The 23,423-nt window shown below is 68.6% G+C and carries 23 protein-coding genes and 1 tRNA gene; 15 read left to right on the top strand and 9 right to left on the bottom strand.

Annotated features, from left to right (window positions below; translation table 11 throughout):
* Nucleotides 1-104: 104 nt before the first annotated feature.
* Complete coding sequence (gene map / locus FSB78_RS07475) at nt 105-932, bottom strand: type I methionyl aminopeptidase (RefSeq protein WP_147081436.1); 828 nt, start codon at nt 930-932, stop codon at nt 105-107.
* 52 nt (nt 933-984) lie between these two features.
* Between map and FSB78_RS07470 the strand changes: the two genes are divergently transcribed.
* Nucleotides 985-1,743: a competence/damage-inducible protein A gene (locus tag FSB78_RS07470; protein WP_147081435.1), complete on the top strand. Its 759-nt coding sequence runs from the start codon at nt 985-987 to the stop codon at nt 1,741-1,743.
* Between the two features lie 19 nt (nt 1,744-1,762).
* Here FSB78_RS07470 and FSB78_RS07465 read toward each other — a convergent pair whose 3' ends face one another.
* Both FSB78_RS07465 and FSB78_RS07460 read right to left on the bottom strand, forming a co-directional pair.
* Entirely contained in the window at nt 1,763-2,359 is a 597-nt protein-coding gene (locus FSB78_RS07465) for an alpha-ketoglutarate-dependent dioxygenase AlkB (protein ID WP_147081433.1), read from the bottom strand.
* A 5-nt stretch (nt 2,360-2,364) separates the two neighbouring features.
* Nucleotides 2,365-2,952: an arylesterase gene (locus FSB78_RS07460; protein ID WP_147081432.1), complete on the bottom strand. Its 588-nt coding sequence runs from the start codon at nt 2,950-2,952 to the stop codon at nt 2,365-2,367.
* Nucleotides 2,953-3,109: 157 nt separating this feature from the next.
* Between FSB78_RS07460 and FSB78_RS07455 the strand changes: the two genes are divergently transcribed.
* From FSB78_RS07455 to FSB78_RS07445, 3 genes are read left to right on the top strand one after another with little or no spacing between them, the layout of a single operon-like run.
* Complete coding sequence (locus tag FSB78_RS07455) at nt 3,110-4,624, top strand: L,D-transpeptidase family protein (protein WP_147081430.1); 1,515 nt, start codon at nt 3,110-3,112, stop codon at nt 4,622-4,624.
* A gap of 9 nt (nt 4,625-4,633) precedes the next feature.
* On the top strand, nt 4,634-4,984 hold the full coding sequence (locus FSB78_RS07450) for a hypothetical protein (RefSeq protein WP_242008113.1): 351 nt from the start codon (nt 4,634-4,636) through the stop codon (nt 4,982-4,984).
* On the top strand, nt 4,981-5,790 hold the full coding sequence (locus FSB78_RS07445; RefSeq protein WP_147081428.1) for a D-alanyl-D-alanine carboxypeptidase family protein: 810 nt from the start codon (nt 4,981-4,983) through the stop codon (nt 5,788-5,790). The genes FSB78_RS07450 and FSB78_RS07445 overlap by 4 nt, the downstream gene beginning before the upstream one ends.
* Here the strand turns inward: FSB78_RS07445 and FSB78_RS07440 are convergent.
* Nucleotides 5,787-6,032, bottom strand: coding sequence for a glutaredoxin domain-containing protein (locus FSB78_RS07440; protein ID WP_147081426.1), 246 nt, complete (start codon nt 6,030-6,032; stop codon nt 5,787-5,789). The two genes, FSB78_RS07445 and FSB78_RS07440, sit on opposite strands and share 4 nt — an antisense overlap.
* 126 nt (nt 6,033-6,158) lie before the next feature.
* Here FSB78_RS07440 and FSB78_RS07435 point away from each other — a divergent pair.
* Both FSB78_RS07435 and FSB78_RS07430 read left to right on the top strand, forming a co-directional pair.
* Nucleotides 6,159-6,232, top strand: a tRNA-Gly gene (locus tag FSB78_RS07435).
* Between the two features lie 121 nt (nt 6,233-6,353).
* The gene (locus FSB78_RS07430) at nt 6,354-6,842 is read left to right on the top strand and encodes a hypothetical protein (protein ID WP_242008112.1); all 489 of its coding nucleotides are present in this window, start codon (nt 6,354-6,356) and stop codon (nt 6,840-6,842) included.
* 55 nt (nt 6,843-6,897) lie between these two features.
* Here the strand turns inward: FSB78_RS07430 and FSB78_RS07425 are convergent, their stop codons facing one another.
* Nucleotides 6,898-8,532 carry an alkaline phosphatase family protein gene (locus tag FSB78_RS07425; RefSeq protein ID WP_147081424.1) on the bottom strand — a complete coding sequence of 545 codons (1,635 nt, stop codon included), beginning with the start codon at nt 8,530-8,532 and terminating at the stop codon, nt 6,898-6,900.
* 68 nt (nt 8,533-8,600) lie between these two features.
* On the opposite strand from FSB78_RS07425, the gene FSB78_RS07420 reads away from it, so the two are divergent.
* The 4 genes from FSB78_RS07420 (at nt 8,601) to FSB78_RS07405 (ending at nt 14,045) form a co-directional block, all read left to right on the top strand.
* Nucleotides 8,601-10,604, top strand: coding sequence for a protein-disulfide reductase DsbD family protein (locus tag FSB78_RS07420; RefSeq protein WP_199743133.1), 2,004 nt, complete (start codon nt 8,601-8,603; stop codon nt 10,602-10,604).
* 183 nt (nt 10,605-10,787) lie between these two features.
* Nucleotides 10,788-12,293: a circularly permuted type 2 ATP-grasp protein gene (locus FSB78_RS07415; RefSeq protein WP_147081420.1), complete on the top strand. Its 1,506-nt coding sequence runs from the start codon at nt 10,788-10,790 to the stop codon at nt 12,291-12,293.
* The gene (locus tag FSB78_RS07410; protein ID WP_147081418.1) at nt 12,293-13,219 is read left to right on the top strand and encodes an alpha-E domain-containing protein; all 927 of its coding nucleotides are present in this window, start codon (nt 12,293-12,295) and stop codon (nt 13,217-13,219) included. The genes FSB78_RS07415 and FSB78_RS07410 overlap by 1 nt, the downstream gene beginning before the upstream one ends.
* 16 nt (nt 13,220-13,235) lie before the next feature.
* Entirely contained in the window at nt 13,236-14,045 is an 810-nt protein-coding gene (locus FSB78_RS07405) for a transglutaminase family protein (protein ID WP_147081416.1), read from the top strand.
* Nucleotides 14,046-14,175: 130 nt separating this feature from the next.
* Here the strand turns inward: FSB78_RS07405 and FSB78_RS07400 are convergent, their stop codons facing one another.
* Nucleotides 14,176-14,949, bottom strand: a complete 774-nt coding sequence (locus tag FSB78_RS07400; protein ID WP_147081414.1) for an arginyltransferase — start codon at nt 14,947-14,949, stop codon at nt 14,176-14,178.
* A 134-nt stretch (nt 14,950-15,083) separates the two neighbouring features.
* Nucleotides 15,084-16,337 carry a threonine ammonia-lyase gene (locus FSB78_RS07395; RefSeq protein WP_147081412.1) on the bottom strand — a complete coding sequence of 418 codons (1,254 nt, stop codon included), beginning with the start codon at nt 16,335-16,337 and terminating at the stop codon, nt 15,084-15,086.
* A 56-nt stretch (nt 16,338-16,393) separates the two neighbouring features.
* Between FSB78_RS07395 and FSB78_RS07390 the strand changes: the two genes are divergently transcribed.
* From FSB78_RS07390 to FSB78_RS07375, 4 genes are all read left to right on the top strand, one after another.
* Nucleotides 16,394-17,254 carry an NAD(P)-dependent oxidoreductase gene (locus FSB78_RS07390; protein WP_147081410.1) on the top strand — a complete coding sequence of 287 codons (861 nt, stop codon included), beginning with the start codon at nt 16,394-16,396 and terminating at the stop codon, nt 17,252-17,254.
* A gap of 131 nt (nt 17,255-17,385) precedes the next feature.
* Nucleotides 17,386-19,059, top strand: coding sequence for an amidohydrolase (locus FSB78_RS07385; protein WP_242008111.1), 1,674 nt, complete (start codon nt 17,386-17,388; stop codon nt 19,057-19,059).
* 89 nt (nt 19,060-19,148) lie between these two features.
* Nucleotides 19,149-19,940 (top strand): DNA/RNA non-specific endonuclease, encoded by a 792-nt coding sequence (locus FSB78_RS19465; RefSeq protein ID WP_242008109.1) that lies wholly within the window; start codon nt 19,149-19,151, stop codon nt 19,938-19,940.
* The gene (locus tag FSB78_RS07375; protein WP_147081408.1) at nt 19,930-20,349 is read left to right on the top strand and encodes a hypothetical protein; all 420 of its coding nucleotides are present in this window, start codon (nt 19,930-19,932) and stop codon (nt 20,347-20,349) included. The genes FSB78_RS19465 and FSB78_RS07375 overlap by 11 nt, the downstream gene beginning before the upstream one ends.
* A 106-nt stretch (nt 20,350-20,455) precedes the next feature.
* Here the strand turns inward: FSB78_RS07375 and ctrA are convergent, their stop codons facing one another.
* Nucleotides 20,456-21,157 (bottom strand): response regulator transcription factor CtrA, encoded by a 702-nt coding sequence (gene ctrA / locus FSB78_RS07370; protein WP_147081406.1) that lies wholly within the window; start codon nt 21,155-21,157, stop codon nt 20,456-20,458.
* Between the two features lie 320 nt (nt 21,158-21,477).
* On the bottom strand, nt 21,478-22,371 hold the full coding sequence (locus tag FSB78_RS07365; protein WP_147081404.1) for a LysR family transcriptional regulator: 894 nt from the start codon (nt 22,369-22,371) through the stop codon (nt 21,478-21,480).
* Between the two features lie 229 nt (nt 22,372-22,600).
* On the opposite strand from FSB78_RS07365, the gene FSB78_RS07360 reads away from it, so the two are divergent.
* A complete protein-coding gene (locus tag FSB78_RS07360) occupies nt 22,601-23,317 on the top strand; it encodes a pirin family protein (RefSeq protein WP_147081402.1) in 717 nt (238 codons plus the stop codon).
* The last annotated feature ends 106 nt before the right edge of the window (nt 23,318-23,423 follow it).

Below are 23,423 nucleotides of genomic sequence, written 5' to 3'. Positions count from 1 at the left end.
AGGTGTGCCAGTGTGCTAACTCACCGGTACGCGCCGTTTTTTTTATTCGGGTGGCGATTGCCTGCACCGATAGTTGGCGGCAATTGCCAAACCCTGGCGATCGGTCAGCCGTAGGGGGGCTGGGTGTAGCCGGCCGGGCTCAGCGTGAAGATCTCGCAGCCGTCCTCGGTGATGCCGATCGAATGTTCGAACTGCGCCGACAGCGAGCGGTCGCGCGTGACCGCGGTCCAGCCGTCGTCGAGCAGCTTCACGTCGGGGCGGCCGATGTTGATCATCGGTTCGATCGTGAAGATCATGCCGGGGCGCAGTTCGGGACCGGTGCCGGGCTTGCCGACATGGACGACCTCGGGCGCGTCGTGGAACAGGCGGCCGACGCCGTGCCCGCAGAAATCGCGGACCACGCCGTAGCGATGCTTCTCCGCATGGCGCTGGATCGCGTTGGCGACGTCGCCCATCGTGTTGCCGGGCTTCGCCTGCTCGATACCGAGCATCAGGCATTCATAGGTGACCTCGACCAGGCGGCGCGCCTTGATCGGGACGTCGCCGACCAGATACATCCGGCTGGAATCGCCGTGCCAGCCGTCGAGCAAAGGCGTGACGTCGACGTTGACGATGTCGCCCGACTTCAGCGTCTTTTCGGACGGGATGCCGTGGCAGACGACGTGGTTGATCGAGATGCAGACGCTGTGCGTGTAGCCGCGATAGCCGAGCGTTGCGGGGACGCCGCCGCCCGCCACGATGAAGTCATAGATCAGCCGGTCGATCTCGGCGGTTGTGACGCCGGGGACCATGTGCGGGACGACCATGTCGAGCGTGGCGGCGGCGAGCCGGCCGGCCTTGTGCATGCCGTCGAACGCGCTGCGTCCATGGAGCTTGATGGCGCCGGTGCGCGCTTCGGGGGCGTCGGAGGTGACGGTCACATATTCGGTCATGGTCGCCGATATAGCGTGGCGCGGCGGGTTTAGCGAGACTATGCCCCCAGGCATGAATGAGGAACGCATCTGGACCGCCGCGCTCGTCGTCATCGGCGACGAGATCCTGTCGGGTCGCACGCAGGACAAGAACGTCGCGCAGATCGCGGCGTGGCTGAACGTGCAGGGTATCCGGCTCGCCGAGGTGCGCGTCGTCTCCGACCGGACCGAGGCGATCGTCGAGGCGGTAAACAGCTTGCGGGCGCGCAACGACTATCTGTTCACGACCGGCGGAATCGGGCCGACGCACGACGACATCACCGTCGATGCGATCGCCGAGGCGCTGGGCGTCGCGGTCGAGTTCCATCCGCAGGCGATGACGGTGCTGGAGCGCTATTACGCAACGCGCGGCGGGCTGACCGAGGCGCGGGCGCGGATGGCGCGGGTGCCGGCGGGTGCGGGGCTGATCGTCAACAAGGTGTCGGGGGCGCCCGGGATCCATGTGGAGAACATCTTCATCATGGCGGGGGTGCCGCATATCACCGCGGGGATGCTCGACGCGCTGACGGGGACGCTCGAGGGCGGGCGGCCGGTGGTGTCGAAGACGATCGGGTGCTGGGTCGCCGAGAGCGAGGTCGCGGACCTGCTGCGCGATGCCGAGAAGACGCATGCGGGCGTGGCGATCGGGAGCTATCCGTTCTTTCGCGACGGGCGGACGGGGGCGAATTTCGTGGTGTGCAGCCCCGACGAGGCGCTGGTCGACACCTGCCTGGCGAATTTGACGCGGGCGTTGGAGGCGGCGGGGTTCGCGGTGGTGGCGGAGGGGATCTAGGCGCTGCCTGCCCCTCGCGTCATTCTGACGAACTCGCTTTTGCCGCGACCGCCCGGCCCCGGTCCGACAGGCTGCGGAAGGTGATCGACCAGCGGGGGGCGTCGATCGGCGCGACGCTGTGTTCCCAGTCGTGGCGCGCTTCGCCCGTGAGGTGATACGCCTCGCGCGGGACCAGCGGGAGCGCCCTGCGCTCGAAGCCGGCGTCTGTCCGCCGGCGCAGGCGGAGCGTCGCGGGCGCGCCGAGCGAGATGCCGACGACATGCTCGAATTGCGGGCGGTCGCGGTGCCAGCCGATGCCGGCGCCGGGATCGTAGCGGATTAGCAACGCCTGTTCGAGCGCGTCGGGCGCCACCCTCGCGAACGCCGCGGCGCGGTCGCGGACCGGGAGCAGGAACGCCGGGATCGGCAGGCCGCGCGCCATCGTGCCGCGGTCGAAGTCATAGCTCCAGCCAAAGCTGGTCGTCAGCCGCTTGCCGAGCCACCCCTGGAACCGGAACGGGGTCGGGCCGGTGGCGTCGATCGCCGCGATCAGCTCGGCTTCCTCGGCAGCGTCGATGAGGTCCGCCCGCGTCGCGACCAAAGGGACGGGTGCGGGGCCGAACAGGTCGGGCTGCATGGCGATCAGGCGGCGGCGCGCACGCCTGCGGCCGCGAGCGCCTGCTCGACATGCGGCAGGATCCGGCGGGCCACTTCGGCGACTGCGATGGCGTTCGGGTGGAGGCCGTCGGCGAGCGTCAGGTCGCGGCGCCCGATCACGCCGTCGAGGAAGAAGGGGTAGAGCGGCACGCCGTGGCGCGCGGCGAGATCGGGATGGATGGCGTTGAACGGGACGGCGGCGGCGCCGAGGAACGGCGGCGCGCGCATGCCCGCGAGCAGCACGGGGATGCCGCTGTCGGCGAAGCTCGTCAGCATCGCGTCGAGGTTCTGGCGGGTGCGCACCGGGTCGAGCCCCTGAAGGAAATCGTTCGCGCCGAGTTCGAGGATCGCGAGGTCGGGCCGCTGGCGCAGCGTCGACAGCACGTGCGCGAGCCGTGCCCGGCCGCTCGCGCTGGTGTCGCCCGAGACGCCCGCATTCTGGACGCGGACGGCCGGATGGCGATCGCGGAGCAGCGCTTCGAGCCGGGCGGGGAACGCCTCTTGCGGCGACAGGCCATAGCCCGCGGTGAGGCTGTCGCCGAACGCGAGGACGAACGGGGAGGGAAGGGGCATGCGATCTCCGCTGAAAAGCGTGCGATATGGGGGGATTTGTCCGCGTTTCCAGCGACGTCGAACCCCGTTCGAGTTTTCGGGTCGCGCCGGCGATCCGTTCAGCCTAGAGCGAGGTGGATCGTGCGAAGAGGCCGGTCAATCGCGCTACAGGAGCGACATGCACACCATCATTTCGACGCGGATCCTTCTGGCGGCCGGGGCCGCAGCCCTGACCTTGCCGGTCGCGGCGCAGGCCGCCCAGGGTAGCCGTCCGCCGCTCACGCTGCCGAGCCTGATGCCCGCGCCCGCGACCTCCGCGTCCCCGCAGGCCGCGCCGCCGATCCTGACGCCCGCGATCGCGATGCCGCGCCTCACCGATGCGCAGGCGACGCAGCTCGCGACCCTGCTCGAGGCCGACGTGACCGGGCAGGGGCTGGCGGTGTTGCCGCCGACGCCGGTCACCGGCGCGGACAGCGCACGACTGATCCGCCAGGCGCTCGACCATGCGCGCGCGGTGCATGCCGGACGGCTGGAGACGGCCGATTTCCAGGAGGACTGGGGCCTGCGTCCGCCGGCGTACGATCCGCTGCCGGGCTTCGTCGCGGCGGTGCGCGCGGACAAGCTGGCGGCGTGGTTCGCATCGCTGCCGCCGCCCTATGCGGGCTATGACGGGCTGAAGGCCGGGCTGGCGCGGTATCGCGGACTGGCCGCGTCGGGCGGCTGGGGTACGCTCGCCGCCGGGCCGGACATGAACATCGGGACGACCGGCGCGCGCGTGATCGCGCTGCGCAAGCGGCTGGCGGTCGAGGACCGCGACACCACTGTCAGCGGCGACCGCTACGATGTCGGGCTGGTCGATGCGGTGCGGCGCGCGCAGCGGCGCTACGGGCTCAACCCCAGCGGGATCGTGTCGACGCAGACGCTGGCTGCGCTCAACGTCCCAGCCGAGGCGCGCGTGCGGCAGATCATGGCGAACATGGAGCGCTGGCGCTGGCTGCCGCAGGTGATGCCGAGCGACCGGATACAGGTGAACATCGCCGCTGCCGTGCTGACTTTGTTCGATGGCGACAAGCCGATCCAGTCGATGCGCGCGGTGACGGGGCGGCCGGGCGACGAGACGCCGATGCTGTCCTCGACGATCCACAGCATCGTGATCAATCCGCCGTGGAACGTGCCGACCTCGATCGCCACCAGAGAGCTGTGGCCGAAGGAGAAGCGCAGCCCGGGCTATCTGAAGCGCGCCGGGTTCAAGGTGATTGACGGCACGCGGCTGCAGCAGCAGGCCGGCGACCAGAGCGCGCTCGGGCGGTTCAAGTTCGACTTCGCCAACCCCTATTCGGTGTATCTGCACGACACGCCGAGCCGCGCGAAGTTCGCGAGTTTCGACCGGTTGGCGAGCCATGGCTGCGTGCGGCTGGAGAAGCCGGCCGAGCTGGCCCAGCGGCTGCTCGCGGGCGATCCCGCCTGGACGCCCGAGACGGTGGCGGCGACGGTCGACAAGGGCGACACGGTGCGGGCGAAGCTGGTCAAGCCGGTCGCGGTCTATCTGCTCTACTGGACCGCGTTCGCGAGCGGCAACGGGCAGATGAACTTCCGCAACGACCCCTATGACTGGGACGGCAAGCTCGCCGCGAAGATCGAGGCGCGCACCGCCCGCCAGACCCAGGTCGCACAGACGCTGGCCGCACGGTAAGGACGAGAGATGAAGACGATGGCCCCCGCCTTTTCCCATGCCGCCGCCGCGCTGCTCGCGCTGAGCGTGCTCGCCGGCTGTTCGCGGTCCGAGCCGGACCAGCCGCCGCCCGTCGACAATGCGGTGACCGAGGAGCCGGCACCGGTGCGCGAGGAAGCGCCGGTGGCCGAGCCCGCGCCCGCGCCGGTCGAGCCTGCGCCGGCCGCCGTCACCAACACGGTCGCCCCGCCGCCGGCGGAAGCGATCGCGCCCGACGAGCAGATGCTCGACGATGCGGATGCGACGGGCATGACCGCCCGGGCCACGCGCGACGCGCAGAACGAGGAGGCCCCTCAGGCGAACGAGACGGAGGAGAAGTGAGGCGCTGGCTCGGCGGCGCGCTTGCCTGCGTCGCTTTCCTGGCAACCGCACCGGGCGCGACGGCGGCCGGGCGGCCGGTCTCGGCGATCCTGATCGATGCCGAGGACGGCCGCGTGCTCTATGCGCGCGACGCGACCCTGGTGCGGCGGCCGGCGTCGCTGACAAAGATGATGACCTTGTTCCTGGCGTTCGACGCGCTCGACGCGGGCACGCTGAGGTTGACCGACCGCGTGCCGGTGTCGCGTCACGCGGCCGCGCAACAGCCGTCGCGGCTCGGCCTCAAGCCGGGCACGTCGCTGAGCGTCGACGAGGCGATCCGCGCGATCGCGGTCAATTCGTCGAATGACGTCGCGGTGGCGCTCGCTGAAAAGATCGGCGGGACCGAATCGGAATTTGCGCAGGACATGACGCGCAAGGCCCGCAAGCTCGGGATGCGCGAGACCGTGTTCCAGAACGTCACCGGGCTGCCCGGCTCGAACACCACCACGGCCAAGGACATGGCGATGCTGTCGATGGCGCTGCTTGACCAGCATCCGCTGCGCTACGCCTATTTCGGCACGCGCAGCTTCCGCTGGAAGGACCGGCGGATGCAGAACCACAACCACCTGCTCGGCAATTTCGTCGGGCTGGACGGGATCAAGACCGGGTTCACCAATGAGGCGGGCTACAACCTCGCCGCATCGGCGCGGCGCGGCGGACGGCGGCTGATCGCGGTGGTGCTCGGCGAGCGGACCGTGCAGGCGCGCGACCTGCGTGTGGCGCAGATGCTCGCCGACGGGTTCGCGGGGCTGTCGATCGGGTCCTAGCCCGCGAGATGGCGTTCGAGATCGTCGGCACCGCCGATCTGCTCGCCATCGATGAAGATCAGCGGGGTGGTGGCGACGCCGTGTTCGGCCTTGAACGCGTCGACCTCCTCGCGCGACCGCAGGATCTGGTCGTCGACCTCGAAGCCCTCGGCCTGCAGCAACTGCTTGGCGCGCACGCCGAACGGGCAGATGTGGTCGGGGAGCACCATGCGGTAGAGCGTCGCGGTCCGGGCTTCGGTCATCGTCATATCCTTCGAGTGTCGGGGCTATAGCGCGGTACCGACCCGGACGTTCCGTACGAACCGGCGTTGACGGATGGGCGAAAGCTGTGGCATCGGCTCGCGGATCGGCGCTGCGGCGTCGGTTATGCGGGTGTAGCTCAATGGTAGAGCTTTTGCTTCCCAAGCAAGTGACGAGGGTTCGATTCCCTTCACCCGCTCCATCGTCCCGAATATGCCTGGCATTGCCACACGTTCGTTTCGCAGCATTCGCGTTGCGGGTGTGACAGGGCGCCGATACGGGCGGGGCAACGCCGTTGGGGCGGGGCAGATATCGGAAACCTCATGAAGCGTTACGCAATGACCGTTCTGGCGGCTGCGGCTACCGTCGCCTGTGCGATGCCGGCAGCCGCGCAGGTTGGCGTCGAAGCCAATGGCGCGCGGGCGGACGGGCATTGGGGCGGGGAGCTCGGGGTCGGCTATTCGGTCGGGCTGGCGGGGTTCAAGATCACGCCGAGTGCCGGTGCGCTGATCTATGCCGGCGACAATGACCGCTACGAGACGCAGGACAATGGCGGGTCGTCGCGGTGCCGCGACCTGTCGACCGGTCAATATGCCGACAAGGCGCGGTGCGACGACACCAGGGTCAAGCCCTATGGGCGCGTCGAGGCGACCTACTCCATCCCGCTGTTCGCGACCGTCGGTGCGGGGGTGCGCGTCGGGCGCGACGTGCGGCCCTATGGCATCGTCGCGATGCCGCTGGCGCCGCTGCTGAAGCTGAAGGGCAATGCCGGGCCGCATTATTTCGCGGCAGGGCTGACGCTCGGCTACTGACGGCTTGGCGGTGCGGGCGGGGGCGGGGCGTCGGCCCGTGCCCCCGCCGATCGCGTCAGCTGGCCGGGCAGGTCGTGGCCGGACCGGGATCGAGGTCGAGGCAGCGGCCGTCGAGCCCGCGGACCGGCAGGCCGATCGTCGCGGCGAGCGTGGGCGCGATGTCGACCGTCTCGACCGACAGCGGCTGTTCGAAGCCCGCCATACCCTTGCGCCAGAACAGGATCGGCACGCGGCGGTCGTAATCCCACGGGGATCCGTGCGTCTCGACATAGCCGACGCCGGGGTTCTCGATCGTGGTGACGCGGGGCTTGAGCAGGATGAGCAGGTCGCCCGAGCGCGTCGGGTCGAACGAGGCCCGCGCGCGCTCCAGCAGCGTCCAGCTCTCGGGCGGGCTGGTCGGCATCGCCTGCGCGGCGATCCGGTCGCGGGTGAAGGCGGCGGCGACCTGCGGCATCGCGGCGTAGCGGCGCGTCGCCTCGGCCAGCACCCTGCCACGGACCGGGGCGGGCAGGTCGCGGTCGACATAGATGTCGCCTTCGGCGGACAGCAGCACGGGACCCTTGAGCTTCAGGTCCGCGGCGATCGCGGCGGCGACCTGCTTGGTCTGCGCGGTGGGGGCGACATGCTCCTCCATCGGCATCGCGCGGTCGATCTGTCGTTCGGTCATGTCGTGCGCGCCGTGGTCGGCGGTCAGCACGACCTCGTAATCCACCCCGGTCGCGTCGAGCACGTCGAAGAAGCCGCCGAGCGAGCGGTCGAGCTCGTCCATCTGGATGCACATCTCGGTGCCCTGCGTGCCGAGGCTGTGGCCGATATAGTCGGTCGCCGACGCGCCGACGTCGATGATGTCGGTCTGCGGGCCCTGGCCGAGCTTCATGTCCTGGACGAGGCCCGCGGCCATCGCGAACACCGCGGCGTCGCTGGCGGGCGAGGCGCGGAACGCCTTCAGGTCGCCCGCGGCGCGTTCGAAGCGGCCCTGGCCGTAAACCTTGCCCGCGACGGTGATCGGGCGGTCGAGCGCCTTGCACCAGCCGGGCAGGGGGAGCGCCGCCTGTGGCTGGGCGACGAGCGCGGTCACCGCGTCGCGGGTGCGCTGCACGACCGGGGGGGCGGCGCGACCGGCATAGCTCGCATAGGTCTTGCCGTCCCACCACCAGATCTCATCGACCTTGTGGCCGCCCATCATCACCGCGGCGCGATCCTTGCCCGCGACCGAGATCACGCGCGTGCGCGGATCGGCATTCTTCATCATCTCGCCGAGCGTCGGCACCTTCAGGTGCCGGTCGGTGACAGTGTATTTCTCGTGCGTGCTGCCGGGGACGCGCTCGTCCTCGGCGCAATAGATGATCTTGTCCTCGAGCCCGACGGTCTGGTCGATCCAGTTATTGGCGACGATGCCGGTATGCGCGGGCCGCATGCCCGTCAGGATCGTCGAATGGCCGGGACACGTCTCGGTCGCGGCGTGCGCCTGATAGCCGCTGGGGAAGACGACGCCGTTCAGCAGCCGCGCGAAGCCGCCGGTGAAATGCTGGCGATATTGCTGGAACAGGTCCGCGGAGAACTGGTCGACCGAGATCGCGACGATCAGTTTCGGCAGCGTCTTTGCCGGGGCCGCGGGCGCGGGCTGGGCGACCTGTGCCGCAAGCGGCGCAGCGGTCGCAAAGAGGGCGGCGGCAATAAATGCTTTCACGGGCAGTCCTTGAAGCGGGGGCGACGCGACCGCTATGGCTGGCGGCGATGATACAGACAAGATTGGCCATGCGCACGCTTCGTTGCGTCCTGATGACGATGCTGCTGGCGGTCTGCGCGCCCGCCTTTGCCGAATCGCTGAACGGGTCGAGCCAGCACCTGACGATGCGGCTGGTGGCGGAGAGCGCGCAGCCCAGGGCGGGCGCCCCGCTGACGATCGCGATCGCGACGACGCCCGAACAAGGCTGGCACGGCTATTGGCGGGTGCCGGGCGATGCGGGCTTCCCGGCGACGATCGACTGGACGCTGCCGAAGGGCGTGACTGCGGGCGAGCCCGAATGGCCGGTGCCGACGACCCTGCTGATCGCGGGGCTGATGAACTATGTCTACGAGGCGCCGTACGCGCCGCTGGTGACGCTGCAGGTGCCCGCGGGCCTTGCCGCGGGGACCAGGCTGCCGATCCGGTTGAAGACGTCGTATCTCGTGTGCTCGGCGACGATCTGCGTGCCCGAGGAGCAGGCGCTGTCGCTCGACCTGGTGGTCGGTGACGGCGCGGCGACGCAGGCGGAGGCGTTTGCCGGCTGGCGTCGTGCGATCCCGAAGCCGCTCGATGCGCAGGCGACCTATGCGGTGAATGCCGACGGCGTGCGGATCGCCGTGCCGATCCCAGCGAGCGCCGAGGTGAAGGATGCGTTCTTCTTCCCGGTGACGGTCGGCGCGATTGACTATGCCGCGCCGCAGAAGGTGGCGCGCGTCGGGGATACGCTGACGATCGCGACCAAGGGCAAACCGTCGGGGCCGATCGAGGGCGTGCTGCGGATCGGCGATGGGCTCGGCCTGGCGGTGAAGGCGTCGCCCGGCGCGCTGCCGGCGGCGCCGACGACCGAGAGCGTGTGGACCACCGCGCTGGTCGCGCTCGCGGGCGCGGTGCTGGGCGGGCTGATCCTCAACATCATGCCGTGCGTGTTTCCGATCCTAAGTTTGAAGGCGCTGAGCCTGGCGCGGGGCGGGGCGAGCGAGACGGACGCGCGGCGCGAGGCGCTGGCCTATACGGCTGGCGTGGTGCTCGTATGCCTGGGGCTGGGCGCGGCGATCCTGGGGCTGCGCGCGGGCGGGTCGGCGGTCGGCTGGGCGTTCCAGTTGCAGCACCCGGCCGCAATCGTCGTGCTGCTGCTGCTGAGCGTGGCGATCGCGTTCAACCTGGCCGGGCTGTTCGAGGTTCCGACCCCGCGCTTCGCGGGTGAGAGCGGCGCGAGCGGCGCGTTTGCGACCGGCGCGCTGGCGGCGTTCATCGCGACGCCGTGCACCGGGCCGTTCATGGGTGCGGCGCTGGGTGCGGCCTTGGTGCTGCCATGGCCGGCGGCGATGGCAGTGTTTGCCGGGCTCGGGATCGGCCTCGCGCTGCCGTTTCTGGCGATTGGGTTCGTGCCGGCGCTGCGGCGCTTCCTGCCGAAGCCCGGCGCGTGGATGGAGACGTTCCGCCGCGTGCTGTCGGTGCCAATGTTCCTGACCGCCATCGCGCTCGGCTATGTGCTCGGGCGGCAGGCCGGGGTGGAAGCCTTGTCCTGGGCGCTGATCGCGGCGCTCAGCGTCGGCGTCGTGCTGTGGATCGGTGGGTTGCGGCAGCGTACCGGTCGCGCGTTCGGCTGGGCGGCGCTCGTCGCGCTGGCGATCGTGTTCGTCGGTAGCGGCGCGTTGATCGCCAAACTGCCAACCCCGTCCGCAAAGACAGAGGTGGCAGGGGACGCGGCGTTCACCGAGGCGAAGCTGGCGTCGTTGCGCAGCGAGAAGCGGCCGGTGTTCGTGTACTTCACCGCGGACTGGTGCCTGACCTGCAAGGTCAACGAGAAGGCGGCGATCGAGACGGCGGGGGTGCGGGATGCGTTCGCGAAGAACAAGGTCGCGGTGCTGATCGGCGACTGGACCGATGGCGACCCGGTGATGGGGCGCTTCATCCAGGCGCATAACCGTGCAGGGGTGCCGCTGTATCTCTATTACGCGCCGAGCGCGGCGGAGCCGACGGTGTTGCCGCAGGTGCTGACGCCGGGGCTGCTCGCGGGGCTGGGGGAATGATTTCTCCCCTCCCTGGAAGGGAGGGGTCAGGGGTGGGTGGGTTCGTCGGGGAACGTCGCATCTGCCCCAAACCAACCCACCCCCAGCCCCTCCCTTCCAGGGAGGGGAGCGAGTAGCCCTTGTGTCCCGCCCGATCGCAGTGCAGCATGGAACCTTAACCACGCCGGGGGCTTTACCGTTTCGATGGGGAAACAAGCGTTCGACGAGATCATGGGTAAGCCGGGCGCGGAGACCGCCCGCCCCGAACTGGCAGCGCTCGGCAGGTGGATCGAGGATACGCCCGACGCCGAGCTGCGCCGCCGCCAGGAAGCCGCGGAGACGACGTTCCGGCAGCTCGGCATCACCTTCGCCGTCTATGGCGAGGAAGAGGCCGCCGAGCGGATCATCCCGTTCGACATCGTGCCACGCGTATTCCTCCACGACGAATGGACGCGGCTGTCCGAGGGGCTCGTCCAGCGCGTCGAGGCGATCAACGCGTTCCTCGACGACATCTATGGCGAGCGGCGGATCCTGAAGGAGGGCGTGCTGCCCGAGGACCTGGTGCTCGGCAACGCGCAGTTCCGGCCCGAGATCGCGGGGATGCGGCCGCCGCACGGGATCTGGGCGCATATCTGCGGGATCGACCTGGTGCGCACCGGGCCCGACGACTTCTTCGTGCTCGAGGACAATGCGCGCACGCCGTCGGGCGTCAGCTACATGCTGGAAAACCGCGAGGCGATGCTGCGGCTGTGTCCCGAGCTGTTCCGGCAGTTCCGCGTCGCGGCGGTCGACAGCTATCCCGACCGGTTGCTGGAGACGATGAAGTCGGTGGCCCCGCACGGGACGGGATCGAACCCGACCTGCGTCCTGTTGACTCCGGGTCACTATAATTCTGCCTATTACGAGCACAGCTTCCTCGCCGATTCGATGGGGATCGAGCTGGTCGAGGGCGCCGACCTGGTGGTCGACGACGACATCGTCTGGATGCGGACGATCGCGGGGCGCGTGAAGGTCGACGTGATCTATCGCCGGATCGACGACGATTATCTCGATCCGCTCGTGTTCAGGCCCGACAGCGCGCTCGGCGTGCCAGGGCTGATCGCGGCCTATGCCGCGGGCAATGTCGCGATCCTCAACGCGCCTGGCAACGGCATCGCCGACGATAAGGCGATCTACAGCTACATGCCCGACATCGTGAAATTCTATTCGGGTGGTGATTGCAAGCTGCCCAATGTCGAGACGTGGCGGTGCCGCGAGCCGGACTCGCTGAAATACGTGCTCGACCATCTCGACGAGGTGGTGGTGAAGCTGGTCGACGGGTCGGGCGGCTATGGCATGCTCGTCGGGCCGACCGCGTCGAAGGCGGAGATCGAGGCGTTCCGCGCCGCGCTGATCGCCGAGCCGCAGCGGTACATCGCGCAGCCGACGCTGGCGCTATCGACGGTGCCGACGATGGCGGACGGCGGCCTGTCGCCACGCCACGTCGATTTCCGGCCGTTCGTGCTGACCGGATCGAAGGGTGTTCAGGTCGTCCCCGGCGGCCTGACGCGCGTCGCGCTCAAGGAAGGGTCGCTGGTCGTCAATTCGAGCCAGGGCGGCGGGACCAAGGACAGTTTCGTGCTGATGGCGGACCAGACGCAGCGGATGGCGCGCGGGGGGATGACGCAGAGCATGGGCGGGATGACGCAGACGCTGGGAGATATCGGCTGATGCTCTCGCGGACGGCGTCGTCGCTCTACTGGCTGGGGCGGTATTTCGAACGGGCGGATTTCATCGCGCGGTTGGTCGAGGCGACGGTGCGGCTCGACGTGCTGTCGTCGCAGCCCGCGGGCGAGGACGCCTGGGCGTCGGCGCTGGCGGTGACCGAGACAGACACGGCGTTCGGCGGGGCACTCGAACAGGCGGAAGTGGTGCGGTTCCTGACGCTGGATGCGAGCCATCCGGGGTCGATCGTCCGCTGCCTCGACATGGCGCGCAACAACGCGAAGGCAGTGCGGACCGCGCTGACCCGCGAGGCGTGGACGGCAATCAACCGCGCCTGGCTGCTGTTCGAGAACCGTGCGAGCCCGCGCGGGACGACCGAGACGCTCACCCTGGTCGATGCGGTCAAGAACGAGACCCGCGGGTTCGAGGGAGCGATCCACCGGATGCTGCGCAACCAGACGACCTGGTTCATCCGGCTGGGGCAGGCGGTCGAGCGCGCCGACAACACCGCGCGGCTGCTCGACGTCAAATATCATATCCTCCTGCCCGAGGGCGAGAAGGTCGGCGGTGCGATCGACCGCGACCAGTGGACGACGATCCTGCAAACGGTGTCCGCGGTGACCGCCTATCGCTGGCTGTACAATGACGGGCTCAGGCCGGCGGACGTGATCGACCTGCTGATTGCGCGCTCCGAACTGCCGCGCAGCCTGGCGGCGTCGGTCGAGGAAACGGTCGACGTGCTCAACCTGCTCGCCAAGCGGACCGGCAATCACGGCGAGGCGGACCGGATGGCGCGGATGCGCGCCGCACGGCTCGCCAAGACGCGGTCGGGCGAGGTGATCGCGTCGGGGCTGCACCAGTATCTGCAGGCGTTCATTCACGAGAACGGCCTGTTGCACGCGGCGATCGGTCGCCAGTTCAAGTTCCTCTGATGCGGCGGACCGTGCGATGAGACTCTCGATCGATCATCGCACCGTCTATCGCTTCGCGGTGCCGCAGGCGCGGCTGGTGCAGATGCTGCGGCTCACGCCCGAGAACACGCACGACCAGACGATCGCGTCGTGGCGGATCGACGTCGATTGCGACGCGCGGCTGCGCACCGGACGCGACGGCTTCGGCAATGTCATCACGATGCTGTATGCCGAAGGGCCGGTCGACGGGATCGCGATCACGGTGCACGGCGAGGTGTTGACCAGCCATTCCGACGGGGTGCTGCACGGGGTGCACGAGCCGTTGCCGCCCGCGCTGTTCCTGCGCGCGACCGAGGCGACGCCGGCCGACGTCGCGATCGCCGCGTTCGCCGCAGAGGCGGCAGCGGATGCGGAGAGCCGGGTCGGCGCGCTGCACCGCGTGAATGCGGCGCTGCACGAGCGGTTCGCGTTCGATTGCGGCCGGCCCGAGCCGGGGCGCGATGCCGCGGCGGCGTTTCGCGAGGAGCGCGCGACCTCACGCGATCTGGCGCAGATGTTCGCGGTGGCGGCACGGTCGCTGGGGACGCCGGCGCGGTATGTCTCTGGCTATCGCCACACCGACCGCGACGGCGAGCACCGGCCGACCCCGCATGGCTGGGCCGAGGCCCATGTCGACGGGCTTGGTTGGGTCGGGTTCGATCCGGCCTCGGGCCTGTGCCCTGAGGAACATTATGTGCGCGTCGCGATCGGGCTGGATGCGGCGGGGGCGGCGCCGGTGGCGGGGTCTCGGCTTGGCGATGGGGCCGAGGAGCTGGATGTGGATGTGGTGGTGGTTCAGGAGGGTTGAGGCGCTCATCCTCCCCCGCCAGGGGGAGGTGGCAGGCGTAGCCTGACGGAGGGGGAGGACAGGGTAGCAGACGTTCCGTGTCCGCCCCCTCCGACGCCTTCGGCGCCACCTCCCCCTGGCGGGGGAGGATTTAGGCCGGAACTGCCTGAGGGACGACCGCGAGATCGGCATCCTCCAGCAGGCGCCAGCCCGCGGGGCCCAGCACCTCGATCGGCCGGTACCGCGTCTTGTACGCCATGCGCTGCGAGCCCTTCACCCAATAGCCGAGATAGACATAGGGCAGGCCAGCGTCGCGCGCGCGCAGGATGTGGTCCATGATGATGAAGTTGCCGAGGCCGGGGCGCGTCGCCTCTTCGTCGGCGGCGAAGAAGCTGTAGATCATCGACAGGCCGTCGGCCTGGCGGTCGGTCAGGCAGGCGCCGACCAGCCGGCCGGGGACGCCGTCGACCGCGGGCTCGCGATATTCGACGATCAGCGAATTGACCGGCGAATGCTCGACCATGTCGGCATAATCGTCCTCGTCCATCCCCGCCATGCCGCCGCCGGGGTGGCGCGTGCCGAGATAGCGACGGAGCAGCTGGAACTGCTCGTCGGTCGCCCAGGCCTTGCACGCGGTGATCTGCAGGTCGCCGTGACGCTTGAGCAGCTTGCGCTGCGTCGCGTTGGGGACGAATTGCGGGGTGACGACGCGGACCGAGACGCAGGCGGTGCAGCCGGCGCAACTCGGGCGATAGGCGACGCCCTGGCTGCGGCGGAAGCCGATGCGGCCGAGCGCATCGTTCAGTTCGATCGCGTGCGGGCCGGTCAGCTCGGTGAACACCTTCCGTTCCTGCCGCCCGGGCAGATAGGGGCAGGGCGACGGGCTGGTCACGAAGAAGCGCGGAAAGCGGAACGGCGCAGTCACGGCTTCTGATATCCCTCCGGCGCGGACCTGCGCCGGCACGCTATATGAGACCGCACCCGGGGATGAAAAGGCGGTTTACCACGAATTCCGCGCGGGGACGGGCGTTTGCATGCCGGCGTGCCAGAGCGGGACGATCAGGCCAGTTCTACAGTACTCGTCTCATACCCCGCATCGCGCAGCGCCATGATCAGCCGGTCGAGATGCGCGCGGTCGCGTGCCTCGCATTCGATGTCGGTGATGAGGCCCTTCGCCGGCAGCGTCGTGAAGACGCGCTGGTGATAGATCTCGATGATGTTGATGCGTTCCTGGTCGAAGATCCGCGCGACGTTGAACAGCGCGCCGGGCTGGTCCTGCAGGCGGATGCGCAGGCGGGCGAGGCGGCCCGAGCGCGCGAGATCGCGCAGCAGCACGTTGGCGAGCAGCCGCGTGTCGATGTTGCCGCCGCACAGGATGACGCCGATCGTCCGGCCGGCGAACCGCTCGGGATGCTGGAGCAGGGCGGCGAGTCCGGCGGCACCCGCGCCCTCGACCACGGTCTTCTCGATCTGGAGCAGCAGGCTGACCGCCATCTCCAGGCTGCGCTCGCTGACCAGGACGATGTCGTCGACGAGTTCGGCGACCATCTTCGCGGTGATGCCGCCCGGCTCCTTGACCGCGATACCCTCGGCCAGCGTGTCGCCGGCGCAGGGCATGTCGGTGCCGTTGATGCGGTTGTACATCGACGGGAAGAGCTCGGCCTCGACGCCGACGACCTCGATCGGGTGGTCCGCCGCGCGCGCGACGGTCGCCATGCCCGAGATGAGGCCGCCGCCGCCGATCGGCGTGACGAACATGTCGATTCCCGGCACGTCCTCCAGCATCTCGATCGCGGCGGTGCCTTGCCCTGCGATCACGCGCGGGTCGTCGAACGGGTGGACGAAGGTGAAGCCGCATTCGCCCTCGAGGATGCGGGCATGCGCATAGGCGGCGTCGAACGTGTCGCCGTGGAGCACGACGGTCGCGCCGTGACCCTCGGTCTGCGTGACCTTCACGGTCGGGGTGTTGGTGGGCATCACGATCGTCGCGGGGATGCCGAGGCGGTTGGCGTGATAGGCCAGCCCTTGCGCATGGTTGCCGGCCGAGGCCGCGATGACGCCCTTCGCGCAGGCTTCGGGCGAGAGCTGCAGCAGCGTGTTGAGCGCGCCGCGCTCCTTGTAGGCCGCGGTGAACTGGAGGTTCTCGAACTTCAGATACACCGTCGCGCCGGTCATCTGGCTGAGCGTGCGGCTGATCAGCGTCGGCGTGCGGACGATCGACTCGCGGATGCGGTCGTGCGCGGTGCGGATGTCTTCGATGGATACGGGCATCGATGCGGGACGGGGTGCCGCTACGGCAGCTTGGGTAGTCATGGGGGATCGCTAGACCATCTGGCGCGAGGGGGGAACACCGCTTATGCGCTGAAGCCATGGCAAAACTGGCATTCATAGGGACCGGCGTGATGGGTGCGCCGATGGCGGGGCACCTGGTCGCGGCAGGGCACGACGTCACCGTCTACAACCGCACGCGGGCGAAGGCGGAGGCCTGGGCGGCGAAACATGGGGGTGGCGTCGCGGCGACCCCGGCCGAGGCAGCCAAGGGCGCGGAGGCGGTGTTCACCTGCGTCGGCAACGACGACGACCTGGCGGCGGTGACGCTGGGCAGCGACGGCGCGTTCGCGGTGATGACGCCGGGCGCACTGTTCGTCGATCATACGACGGTATCCGCGAAGATCGCGCGGCGGCTGGCCGAGGAGGGCAAGGGGTTGCTCGTCGTCGACGCGCCCGTTTCCGGCGGCCAGGCCGGGGCCGAGAACGGCAAGCTCTCGATCATGTGCGGCGGCACCGAGGAGGCGGTCGCGAAGGCGACGCCGTTCATGGACGCCTATGCCGCGCGGATCGTCCATGTCGGCGCGGCAGGCGCCGGGCAGACCACCAAGATGTGCAACCAGATCGCGATCGCGGGCGTGCTGCAGGGCGTCGCCGAATCGCTGCGGTTCGCGCAGGCGAGCGAGCTCGACCTGGACAAGGTGTTCGAGGCGATCTCGGGCGGCGCGGCGCAGAGCTGGCAGATGGTAAACCGCTGGGAATCGATGGGCGAGGACCGGTTCGACTTCGGGTTCGCGGTCGACTGGATGCGCAAGGACCTGGGGCTTGCGCTCGACGAGGCCAAGGGGAACGGCGCGGTGCTGCCGGTCGCGGCGTTGGTCGATCAATTCTACGCCGAGGTGCAGGCGCTGGGCGGTGGTCGGCAGGATACGAGTGCCCTGGTGCGGAGATTGCCGAAGTGAACACGTCCATGATCGCCATGCTGCTCCCCTCCCTGGAAGGGAGGGGCCGGGGGTGGGTTGGTCGGTTGGGTGACGGTGCGACTGCCCCCAGCCGACCCACCCCCAACCCCTCCCTTTCAGGGAGGGGAGTCTTGGTTGCGGCGGTCGCCCTGCTGTCGCTAGCCACCCCCGCCTTTGCCGACGGGATCATCGACAACGTCAACGGCATCACCATCGCCGACGGCGGGCGCGTCGTCCGCTTCCGGGCGATGCTGGTCGACAAGGACGGTCGGATCACGCGACTGGTGCCGCCGGGCGAGGCGCCGCCCAAGCTGAGCCGCAAGGAGCTGGTGAAGAACGCCGGCAAGCCGCTGTACGACTGGCGGCGCGACATGGGCGGCAAGATCGTGCTGCCGGGCTTCATCGACGCGCATGGCCATGTGCTCGAACTTGGGTTCCGCGCGCTCGACCTCGATCTGTCGGGGACCAGGTCGCTCGACGAGGCCAAGGCGAAGATCGCCAACTATGTGAAGGCCAACCCCGACCGCAAATGGGTGGTCGGCGGCGGCTGGAACCAGGAGGCCTGGGGGCTCGGGCGGTTCCCGACCGCGGCGGACCTGGACTCGGTGGTAAGCGACCATCCGGTGTGGCTGAGCCGCGCCGACGGGCATGCGAGCTGGGGCAACAGCGCCGCGCTCAAGGAGGCGGGAATCACCGCGAAGACCGTGGCGCCGGCGGGCGGGCGGATCGAGAAGACGGGCGCGCAGCCGTCGGGCGTGTTCGTCGATTCGGCGCAGGAGCTGGTCGCGAAGGTCGTGCCGCAGCCACTGCCCAAGGAGCGCGATGCCGCGTTCCTCACCGCGCAAGCGATCCTGCTCGGCTACGGTGTGACGGCGACCGCGGACATGGGGACGACGCTCGACGAGTGGCTGACCTATCGGCGGATGGCCGATATCGGCGCGCTGCGCGTGCGGATCATGTCGTACGGCATGGGCATGGAGACCGCGAACCGCGTCGGCGGCAAGGGGCCGACGCCGTGGCTCTATGGCGACCGGCTGCGGATGGGCGGCGTGAAGATCTATTCGGACGGCGCGCTGGGGTCGCGCGGGGCGTGGCTGAAGGCGCCCTATGCCGATGCGCCGAGCCAGTCGGGGGCGGGGTTCCTGACCGACGACCAGCTGCAGAACTCGATGAGCCGCGCGGCGATGGACGGCTTCCAGACCGCGGTCCACGCGATCGGCGACCGCGCCAACGAACAGGTGCTCGACGCGATCCAGGTGCTGTCCGAGACGTACAAGGGCGACCGGCGCTGGCGGGTCGAGCATGCGCAGATCGTCGCGCCTGAAGATTTGGTGCGCTTCGGCCGGTTCGGCACGATCGCGTCGATGCAGCCGACTCACCAGACCAGCGATAGGACGATGGCGGAGGCGCGGCTGGGGCCGGATCGGCTGGCCGGCGCCTATGCGTGGAACAGCATGCTGAAGAACGGCGCGGGGCTCGCCTTCGGGTCGGACTTCCCGGTCGAGCGGCCCGATCCGTTCGCAGGCTGGGCGGCGGCGTTCACGCGGATGGATGCCGACGGGCAGCCGTCGGGCGGCTGGCGCCCCGAGGAACGCGTGACGCGCGAGCAGGCCTGGTGGGCGTTCACCGGGGGCGCGGCCTATGCCGGGTTCGCGGAGAAGCAGTTCGGATCGCTCCAGCCCGGGCAGCGCGCGGACTTCATCGTGGTGGACCGGGATCCGACGCTGGCGTCGCCGACCGAGTTGCGCGGGACCGTGGTGCAGCAGACCTGGGTCGGGGGCGAGAAAGTGTTCGAGCGGAAATAGCGGCGCGCTAACACTCCCTTTTCCGCGCTTGACTTGTTGGAAAATGTTCCTGAAATGTTCCAACCCTTATACTGTTGCGGGGTGGCATCATGGACATGGCCGGTAGCGCGAGACGATATGCCTTCTCAACCTGGCTGAGGACCGGGCGTCTTCCAACCGCCCGTACGGCCGATGGCGGCGAACTCAAGTACAACCCGTGGCACGATCCGAAAAATGGTCGGTTCACCTTTGCGAACGGTCGCAATTTCCACGACGGCAGTTGGCAGGGTGGAGGCTTCACCGGCGGAGGAGGAGGACGCTTTGGTGGCGGGGGCGCTAGCGGAAGCTGGGATGAGCCACCGAAGAAAAAGCGAGCCGAAACCAAGCCGGTAGCATCATCGCCTGCCGGGCAGATCGCCTACGCGGAACTGCCGCCGCGAGATGAGCGACCTGTAGATGAGACGTCGCCAGATCGCCGCGAAGTCCGTAACGGCTATGAATATTGGATCGACGCCAGCGGACGAACGCGGCGCGTTTCAGGCGTTCTTGTCGTTGCCGACAAACAGGTGCGTTCCCGAACGGTGCAGGCGCAGGCGGGCGGGCCGGACCGGCGACCGACCGATGACGGAGGCCACTATATCGCCGCGCGGTTCAAGGGACCGACCGAGGCCTTCAACCATTTCGCGCAAGACGCAAACTTCAATCGCGGTGGCTACCGCGTGCTCGAAGACGAGTGGGCGCGCGAGAAGCGCGCAGGGGCCAGGGTCACCGTCAAGATCTCGCCCGTTTATGGGGACGGATCAACGCGGCCATCGGCCATCAATGTTTGGTTCATCGTCAACGGCACTCTCAAGAGCAAAAAATTTCCGAACGAGCGGAAGGAGAAGATCGATGGCAAGTGACGAAACGGATAGGATACTCGCAAAGATCGGCCGACTTCTGGCCGAGGACACCGAATACCCGCTTGATGGCACATTGTTGCACGCGGAGGTCGATAGGAACTGCGTTGCGCCTGCGATCTTTAAGAACCGTGGCAACAGCATCGTGTTCCGCTGGGCGGATCTCGACCGCCTGGGAGACGCGCTGCTCGATCTCTGGGACGCCGAGGAACCGAAGAATCGTTGGGCAGAGATCGAGTATCTGATCCAGGGAGACAGTTTCCAAGTCGCGTACAACTACAAGGAGGACATCGATCCCGATGAGCGCCCACTCGCTCGCCGCGATCGCATCGTGAAGCGCTATTTCGGGGACAAGCCGATCGTCTATCCGCCGTGGCCCGAGGATGACGACATTCCCAGCTACGATCTATAGCGAAACGACGCGTTGAAAGCCGGCGCCCGATCAGACGGGAAGGTAGACAAAAAAAGGCCGCGGCGCCCCCCGGTGCCGCGGCCTTTGCTCCCCCAAACGGTAGTGGTCAGGCGACCTGGGCGGCGGCCACGTCGTCGGGTTCGCGCAGGACGTAGCCGCGGCCCCAGACGGTTTCGATGTAGTTCTCGCCGTCGCAGGCGAGGCTCAGTTTCTTGCGGAGCTTGCAGATGAAGACGTCGATGATCTTGAGCTCGGGCTCGTCCATCCCGCCATAGAGGTGGTTGAGGAACATTTCCTTGGTGAGCGTCGTGCCTTTCCGGAGGCTCAGCAGCTCGAGCATCGCATATTCCTTGCCGGTCAGGTGGACGCGGCTGCCATCGACTTCGACGGTCTTGGCGTCGAGGTTGACCGCCAGCTTGCCGGTGCGGATGACCGACTGGCTGTGACCCTTGGAGCGGCGGACGACGGCGTGGATGCGTGCGACCAGTTCCTCGCGGTGGAACGGCTTGGTGACATAGTCGTCGGCGCCGAAGCCGAAGCTGCGCACCTTGCTGTCCATCTCGTTGACGCCGGACAGGATCAGCACCGGGGTCGAGACACGCGCGACGCGCAGGCGCTTCAGCACGTCATAGCCGTGCATGTCGGGCAGGTTGAGATCGAGCAGGATGATGTCGTAGTCGTACAGCTTGCCGAGATCGAGGCCTTCTTCGCCCAGGTCGGTGATGTAGACGTTGAACCCCTCGGTCGTGAGCATGAGTTCGATCGCCTTGGCGGTCGTCGGCTCGTCCTCGATCAGCAGCACCCGCATGCGTCGTCCCCTGTTCGCGACACCGCCCGGCACCCCATGCCCGCGGATCGACTTCAATTCCATTAACCACGCAATGTCTGAAGGCAAAAGGTTAATTTGGATTTAAATGCGACGAGTCGGGAGCGGATGGCAGCGGAGTTTTAAGAAATTGTCGCGGGCGAGGGGGCGGGAACGTCATCCGCCCTCCGTCGTGACCCCAGCGAAGGCTGGGGTCTCCTGCGGCTCCAGCTCCGTCCTCGCCTCACGAGACCCCAGCCTTCGCTGGGGTGACGGGGGGGCGACCGGGCGACGGGGCGGCGGGGGAGACGAAAAGGGAGGCGCTAGCGCGCGTCGCGCAGGCGCTGGCTGAGGAAGGCGATCAGCGCCTCGACGCGGGCTGGGCGTAACGGGCTGGGCGGGGTGAGCAGATGGAGGCCGATCGGCGGCGGGGCCCAGTCGGCGAGGATTTCGACCAGCGCGCCCGATGCGAGGTGCTCGGCGATGATGAAGCTCGGCAGCAGCGCGATGCCGAGCCCGGCGACCAGTGCGGGGACCAGCGCCTCGCCGCTGTTGGCGGAGAGCTGGCCCTGCGCGCGGATCGACACGTCGCCCTCACCCGCGCGCTGGAAGCGCCACGGCCCGGTGACGTTGGTATAGCCGAACAGCGCATGCTCGCCGAGTTGCGCGGGGTGCGTGGGGGTGCCGCGCGCGGCGAGATAGGCGGGGGCAGCGACGATGTGCGTGGTGATGCCGCACAGCCGGCGTGCGCGGAGCGAACTGTCGGGCAGCGACGCGATGCGGAGCGCGACGTCGAAGCCTTCGGCGACGATGTCGACACGCGCGTCGGAGAGGTGGAGCTCGATCTCGATGCCGGGATGGGCGGCCAGGAAGTCGGCGAGCAACGGCGCGATGTCGGTGATGCCGAAGCTCATCGGCGCGGCGAGCCGGACCCGGCCGGTGGGGGCGCTGGCGGAGTCGTTGGCGGACTCTTCCGCGGCGCGCGCTTCGGCGAGGATGCGCGCGGCGTGTTCGGCGAGCGGCTTGCCGGCTTCGGTGAGCGCGAGCCGGCGCGAGGTGCGGTGGAACAGCGACTGGCCGAGATGCGCCTCCAGCCGGGTAATCGCCTTGGAGACGGTCGCCTTGCTGAGACCGATCGTGTCGGCAGCGGCGCTGAACGACTTGTGCTCGACGACGCTGGCGAAGATCGCCCAGGCTTCGAGATCGGGCAGGCGCATGGTGGGTCTCCGTGGCCGAGGCTCCCCTCCCTGGAAGGGAGGGGCTGGGGGTGGGTCGCTATCGGGGGAATGCTGCGCCAGCCCCAAGCCGACCCACCCCCGACCCCTCCCTTCCAGGGAGGGGAGATACGCCCTGCCACCATGGCAAACGAAACGATCGGTTTCCAGCGTTTCTATTTACGGTGTGATCGCATCGCCTATCTTGGTCTCAACAGATTGGAGACTTTCCATGATCGATACCAAGACCAAAGTCGAACGCCGCCCCTTCGAGAGCCTCGGCCATGCCAATCACGGCTGGCTGAACGCGCGGCACCATTTCTCGTTCGCGAGCTATTACGACCCCGCGCGGATGGGCTGGGGTGCGATCCGGGTGTGGAACGACGACGAGATCGCCGCGAACAACGGCTTTCCGCCGCATCCGCACCAGGACATGGAGATCATCACCTATGTCCGCACCGGCGCGATCACGCACCAGGATTCGCTCGGCAACAAGGGCCGGACCGAGGCGGGCGATGTTCAGGTGATGAGCGCAGGCTCGGGCGTGCGGCACGCCGAATACAACCTCGAACCCGAAACGACGACGATCTTCCAGATCTGGATCGAGCCGACCCGCAAGGGCGGCAGCCCGAGCTGGGGTGCGAAGCCTTTCCCCAAGGGCGAGCGGTCGGGTACGTTCGTGACGCTGGCGAGCGGGTTCGAGAATGATGGCGACGCGTTGCCGATCCGGGCGAACGCCCGCGTGCTGGCGGCGACCGTGAAGGCGGGCGAGAGCGTCACGCACAGCGTCGGCGAAGGGCGTCATGCCTATCTGGTGCCGGCGACGGGCGCGATCGCCATCGACGGCGAGCGCTTCGCGGCGCGCGACGGCGCGGCACTTGTCGGCGGGCAGACCGTTACGATCACGGCGATCGAGGATGCCGAGATCGTCCTGGTCGACTCTGAATAACCGTTAAATCCCCTCCCGCTTGCGGGAGGGGGTTGGGGGGTGGGCTCGCGCTCGCCCCGACTTGCACCGCCCGTGGAAAGCGGGCGCCCACCCCCCGGCCCCCTCC

Origin of the sequence: Sphingomonas ginsenosidivorax (genome assembly GCF_007995065.1) — a bacterium.
Lineage (GTDB): Bacteria > Pseudomonadota > Alphaproteobacteria > Sphingomonadales > Sphingomonadaceae > Sphingomonas > Sphingomonas ginsenosidivorax.
The sequence above is the reverse complement of the archived record's forward strand: the minus strand, read 5'-3'. Positions and strand labels throughout refer to the sequence as shown.

What these genes read in the sequence shown, in the direction of transcription:
- FSB78_RS07460 (WP_147081432.1), bottom strand. Translation starts at nt 2,952, where the DNA reads ATGCCCCTTCCCTCCCCGTTCGTCCTCGCGTTCGGCGACAGCCTCACC.
- FSB78_RS07360 (WP_147081402.1), top strand. Translation starts at nt 22,601, where the DNA reads ATGATCGATACCAAGACCAAAGTCGAACGCCGCCCCTTCGAGAGCCTC.
- FSB78_RS07390 (WP_147081410.1), top strand. Translation starts at nt 16,394, where the DNA reads ATGGCAAAACTGGCATTCATAGGGACCGGCGTGATGGGTGCGCCGATG.
- FSB78_RS07455 (WP_147081430.1), top strand. Translation starts at nt 3,110, where the DNA reads ATGCACACCATCATTTCGACGCGGATCCTTCTGGCGGCCGGGGCCGCA.
- FSB78_RS07415 (WP_147081420.1), top strand. Translation starts at nt 10,788, where the DNA reads ATGGGGAAACAAGCGTTCGACGAGATCATGGGTAAGCCGGGCGCGGAG.
- FSB78_RS19465 (WP_242008109.1), top strand. Translation starts at nt 19,149, where the DNA reads ATGGACATGGCCGGTAGCGCGAGACGATATGCCTTCTCAACCTGGCTG.
- FSB78_RS07365 (WP_147081404.1), bottom strand. Translation starts at nt 22,371, where the DNA reads ATGCGCCTGCCCGATCTCGAAGCCTGGGCGATCTTCGCCAGCGTCGTC.
- FSB78_RS07430 (WP_242008112.1), top strand. Translation starts at nt 6,354, where the DNA reads ATGAAGCGTTACGCAATGACCGTTCTGGCGGCTGCGGCTACCGTCGCC.
- FSB78_RS07395 (WP_147081412.1), bottom strand. Translation starts at nt 16,337, where the DNA reads ATGACTACCCAAGCTGCCGTAGCGGCACCCCGTCCCGCATCGATGCCC.
- FSB78_RS07470 (WP_147081435.1), top strand. Translation starts at nt 985, where the DNA reads ATGAATGAGGAACGCATCTGGACCGCCGCGCTCGTCGTCATCGGCGAC.
- map (WP_147081436.1), bottom strand. Translation starts at nt 932, where the DNA reads ATGACCGAATATGTGACCGTCACCTCCGACGCCCCCGAAGCGCGCACC.
- FSB78_RS07420 (WP_199743133.1), top strand. Translation starts at nt 8,601, where the DNA reads ATGCGCACGCTTCGTTGCGTCCTGATGACGATGCTGCTGGCGGTCTGC.
- ctrA (WP_147081406.1), bottom strand. Translation starts at nt 21,157, where the DNA reads ATGCGGGTGCTGCTGATCGAGGACGAGCCGACGACCGCCAAGGCGATC.
- FSB78_RS07405 (WP_147081416.1), top strand. Translation starts at nt 13,236, where the DNA reads ATGAGACTCTCGATCGATCATCGCACCGTCTATCGCTTCGCGGTGCCG.
- FSB78_RS07440 (WP_147081426.1), bottom strand. Translation starts at nt 6,032, where the DNA reads ATGACCGAAGCCCGGACCGCGACGCTCTACCGCATGGTGCTCCCCGAC.
- FSB78_RS07375 (WP_147081408.1), top strand. Translation starts at nt 19,930, where the DNA reads ATGGCAAGTGACGAAACGGATAGGATACTCGCAAAGATCGGCCGACTT.
- FSB78_RS07410 (WP_147081418.1), top strand. Translation starts at nt 12,293, where the DNA reads ATGCTCTCGCGGACGGCGTCGTCGCTCTACTGGCTGGGGCGGTATTTC.
- FSB78_RS07450 (WP_242008113.1), top strand. Translation starts at nt 4,634, where the DNA reads ATGAAGACGATGGCCCCCGCCTTTTCCCATGCCGCCGCCGCGCTGCTC.
- FSB78_RS07465 (WP_147081433.1), bottom strand. Translation starts at nt 2,359, where the DNA reads ATGCAGCCCGACCTGTTCGGCCCCGCACCCGTCCCTTTGGTCGCGACG.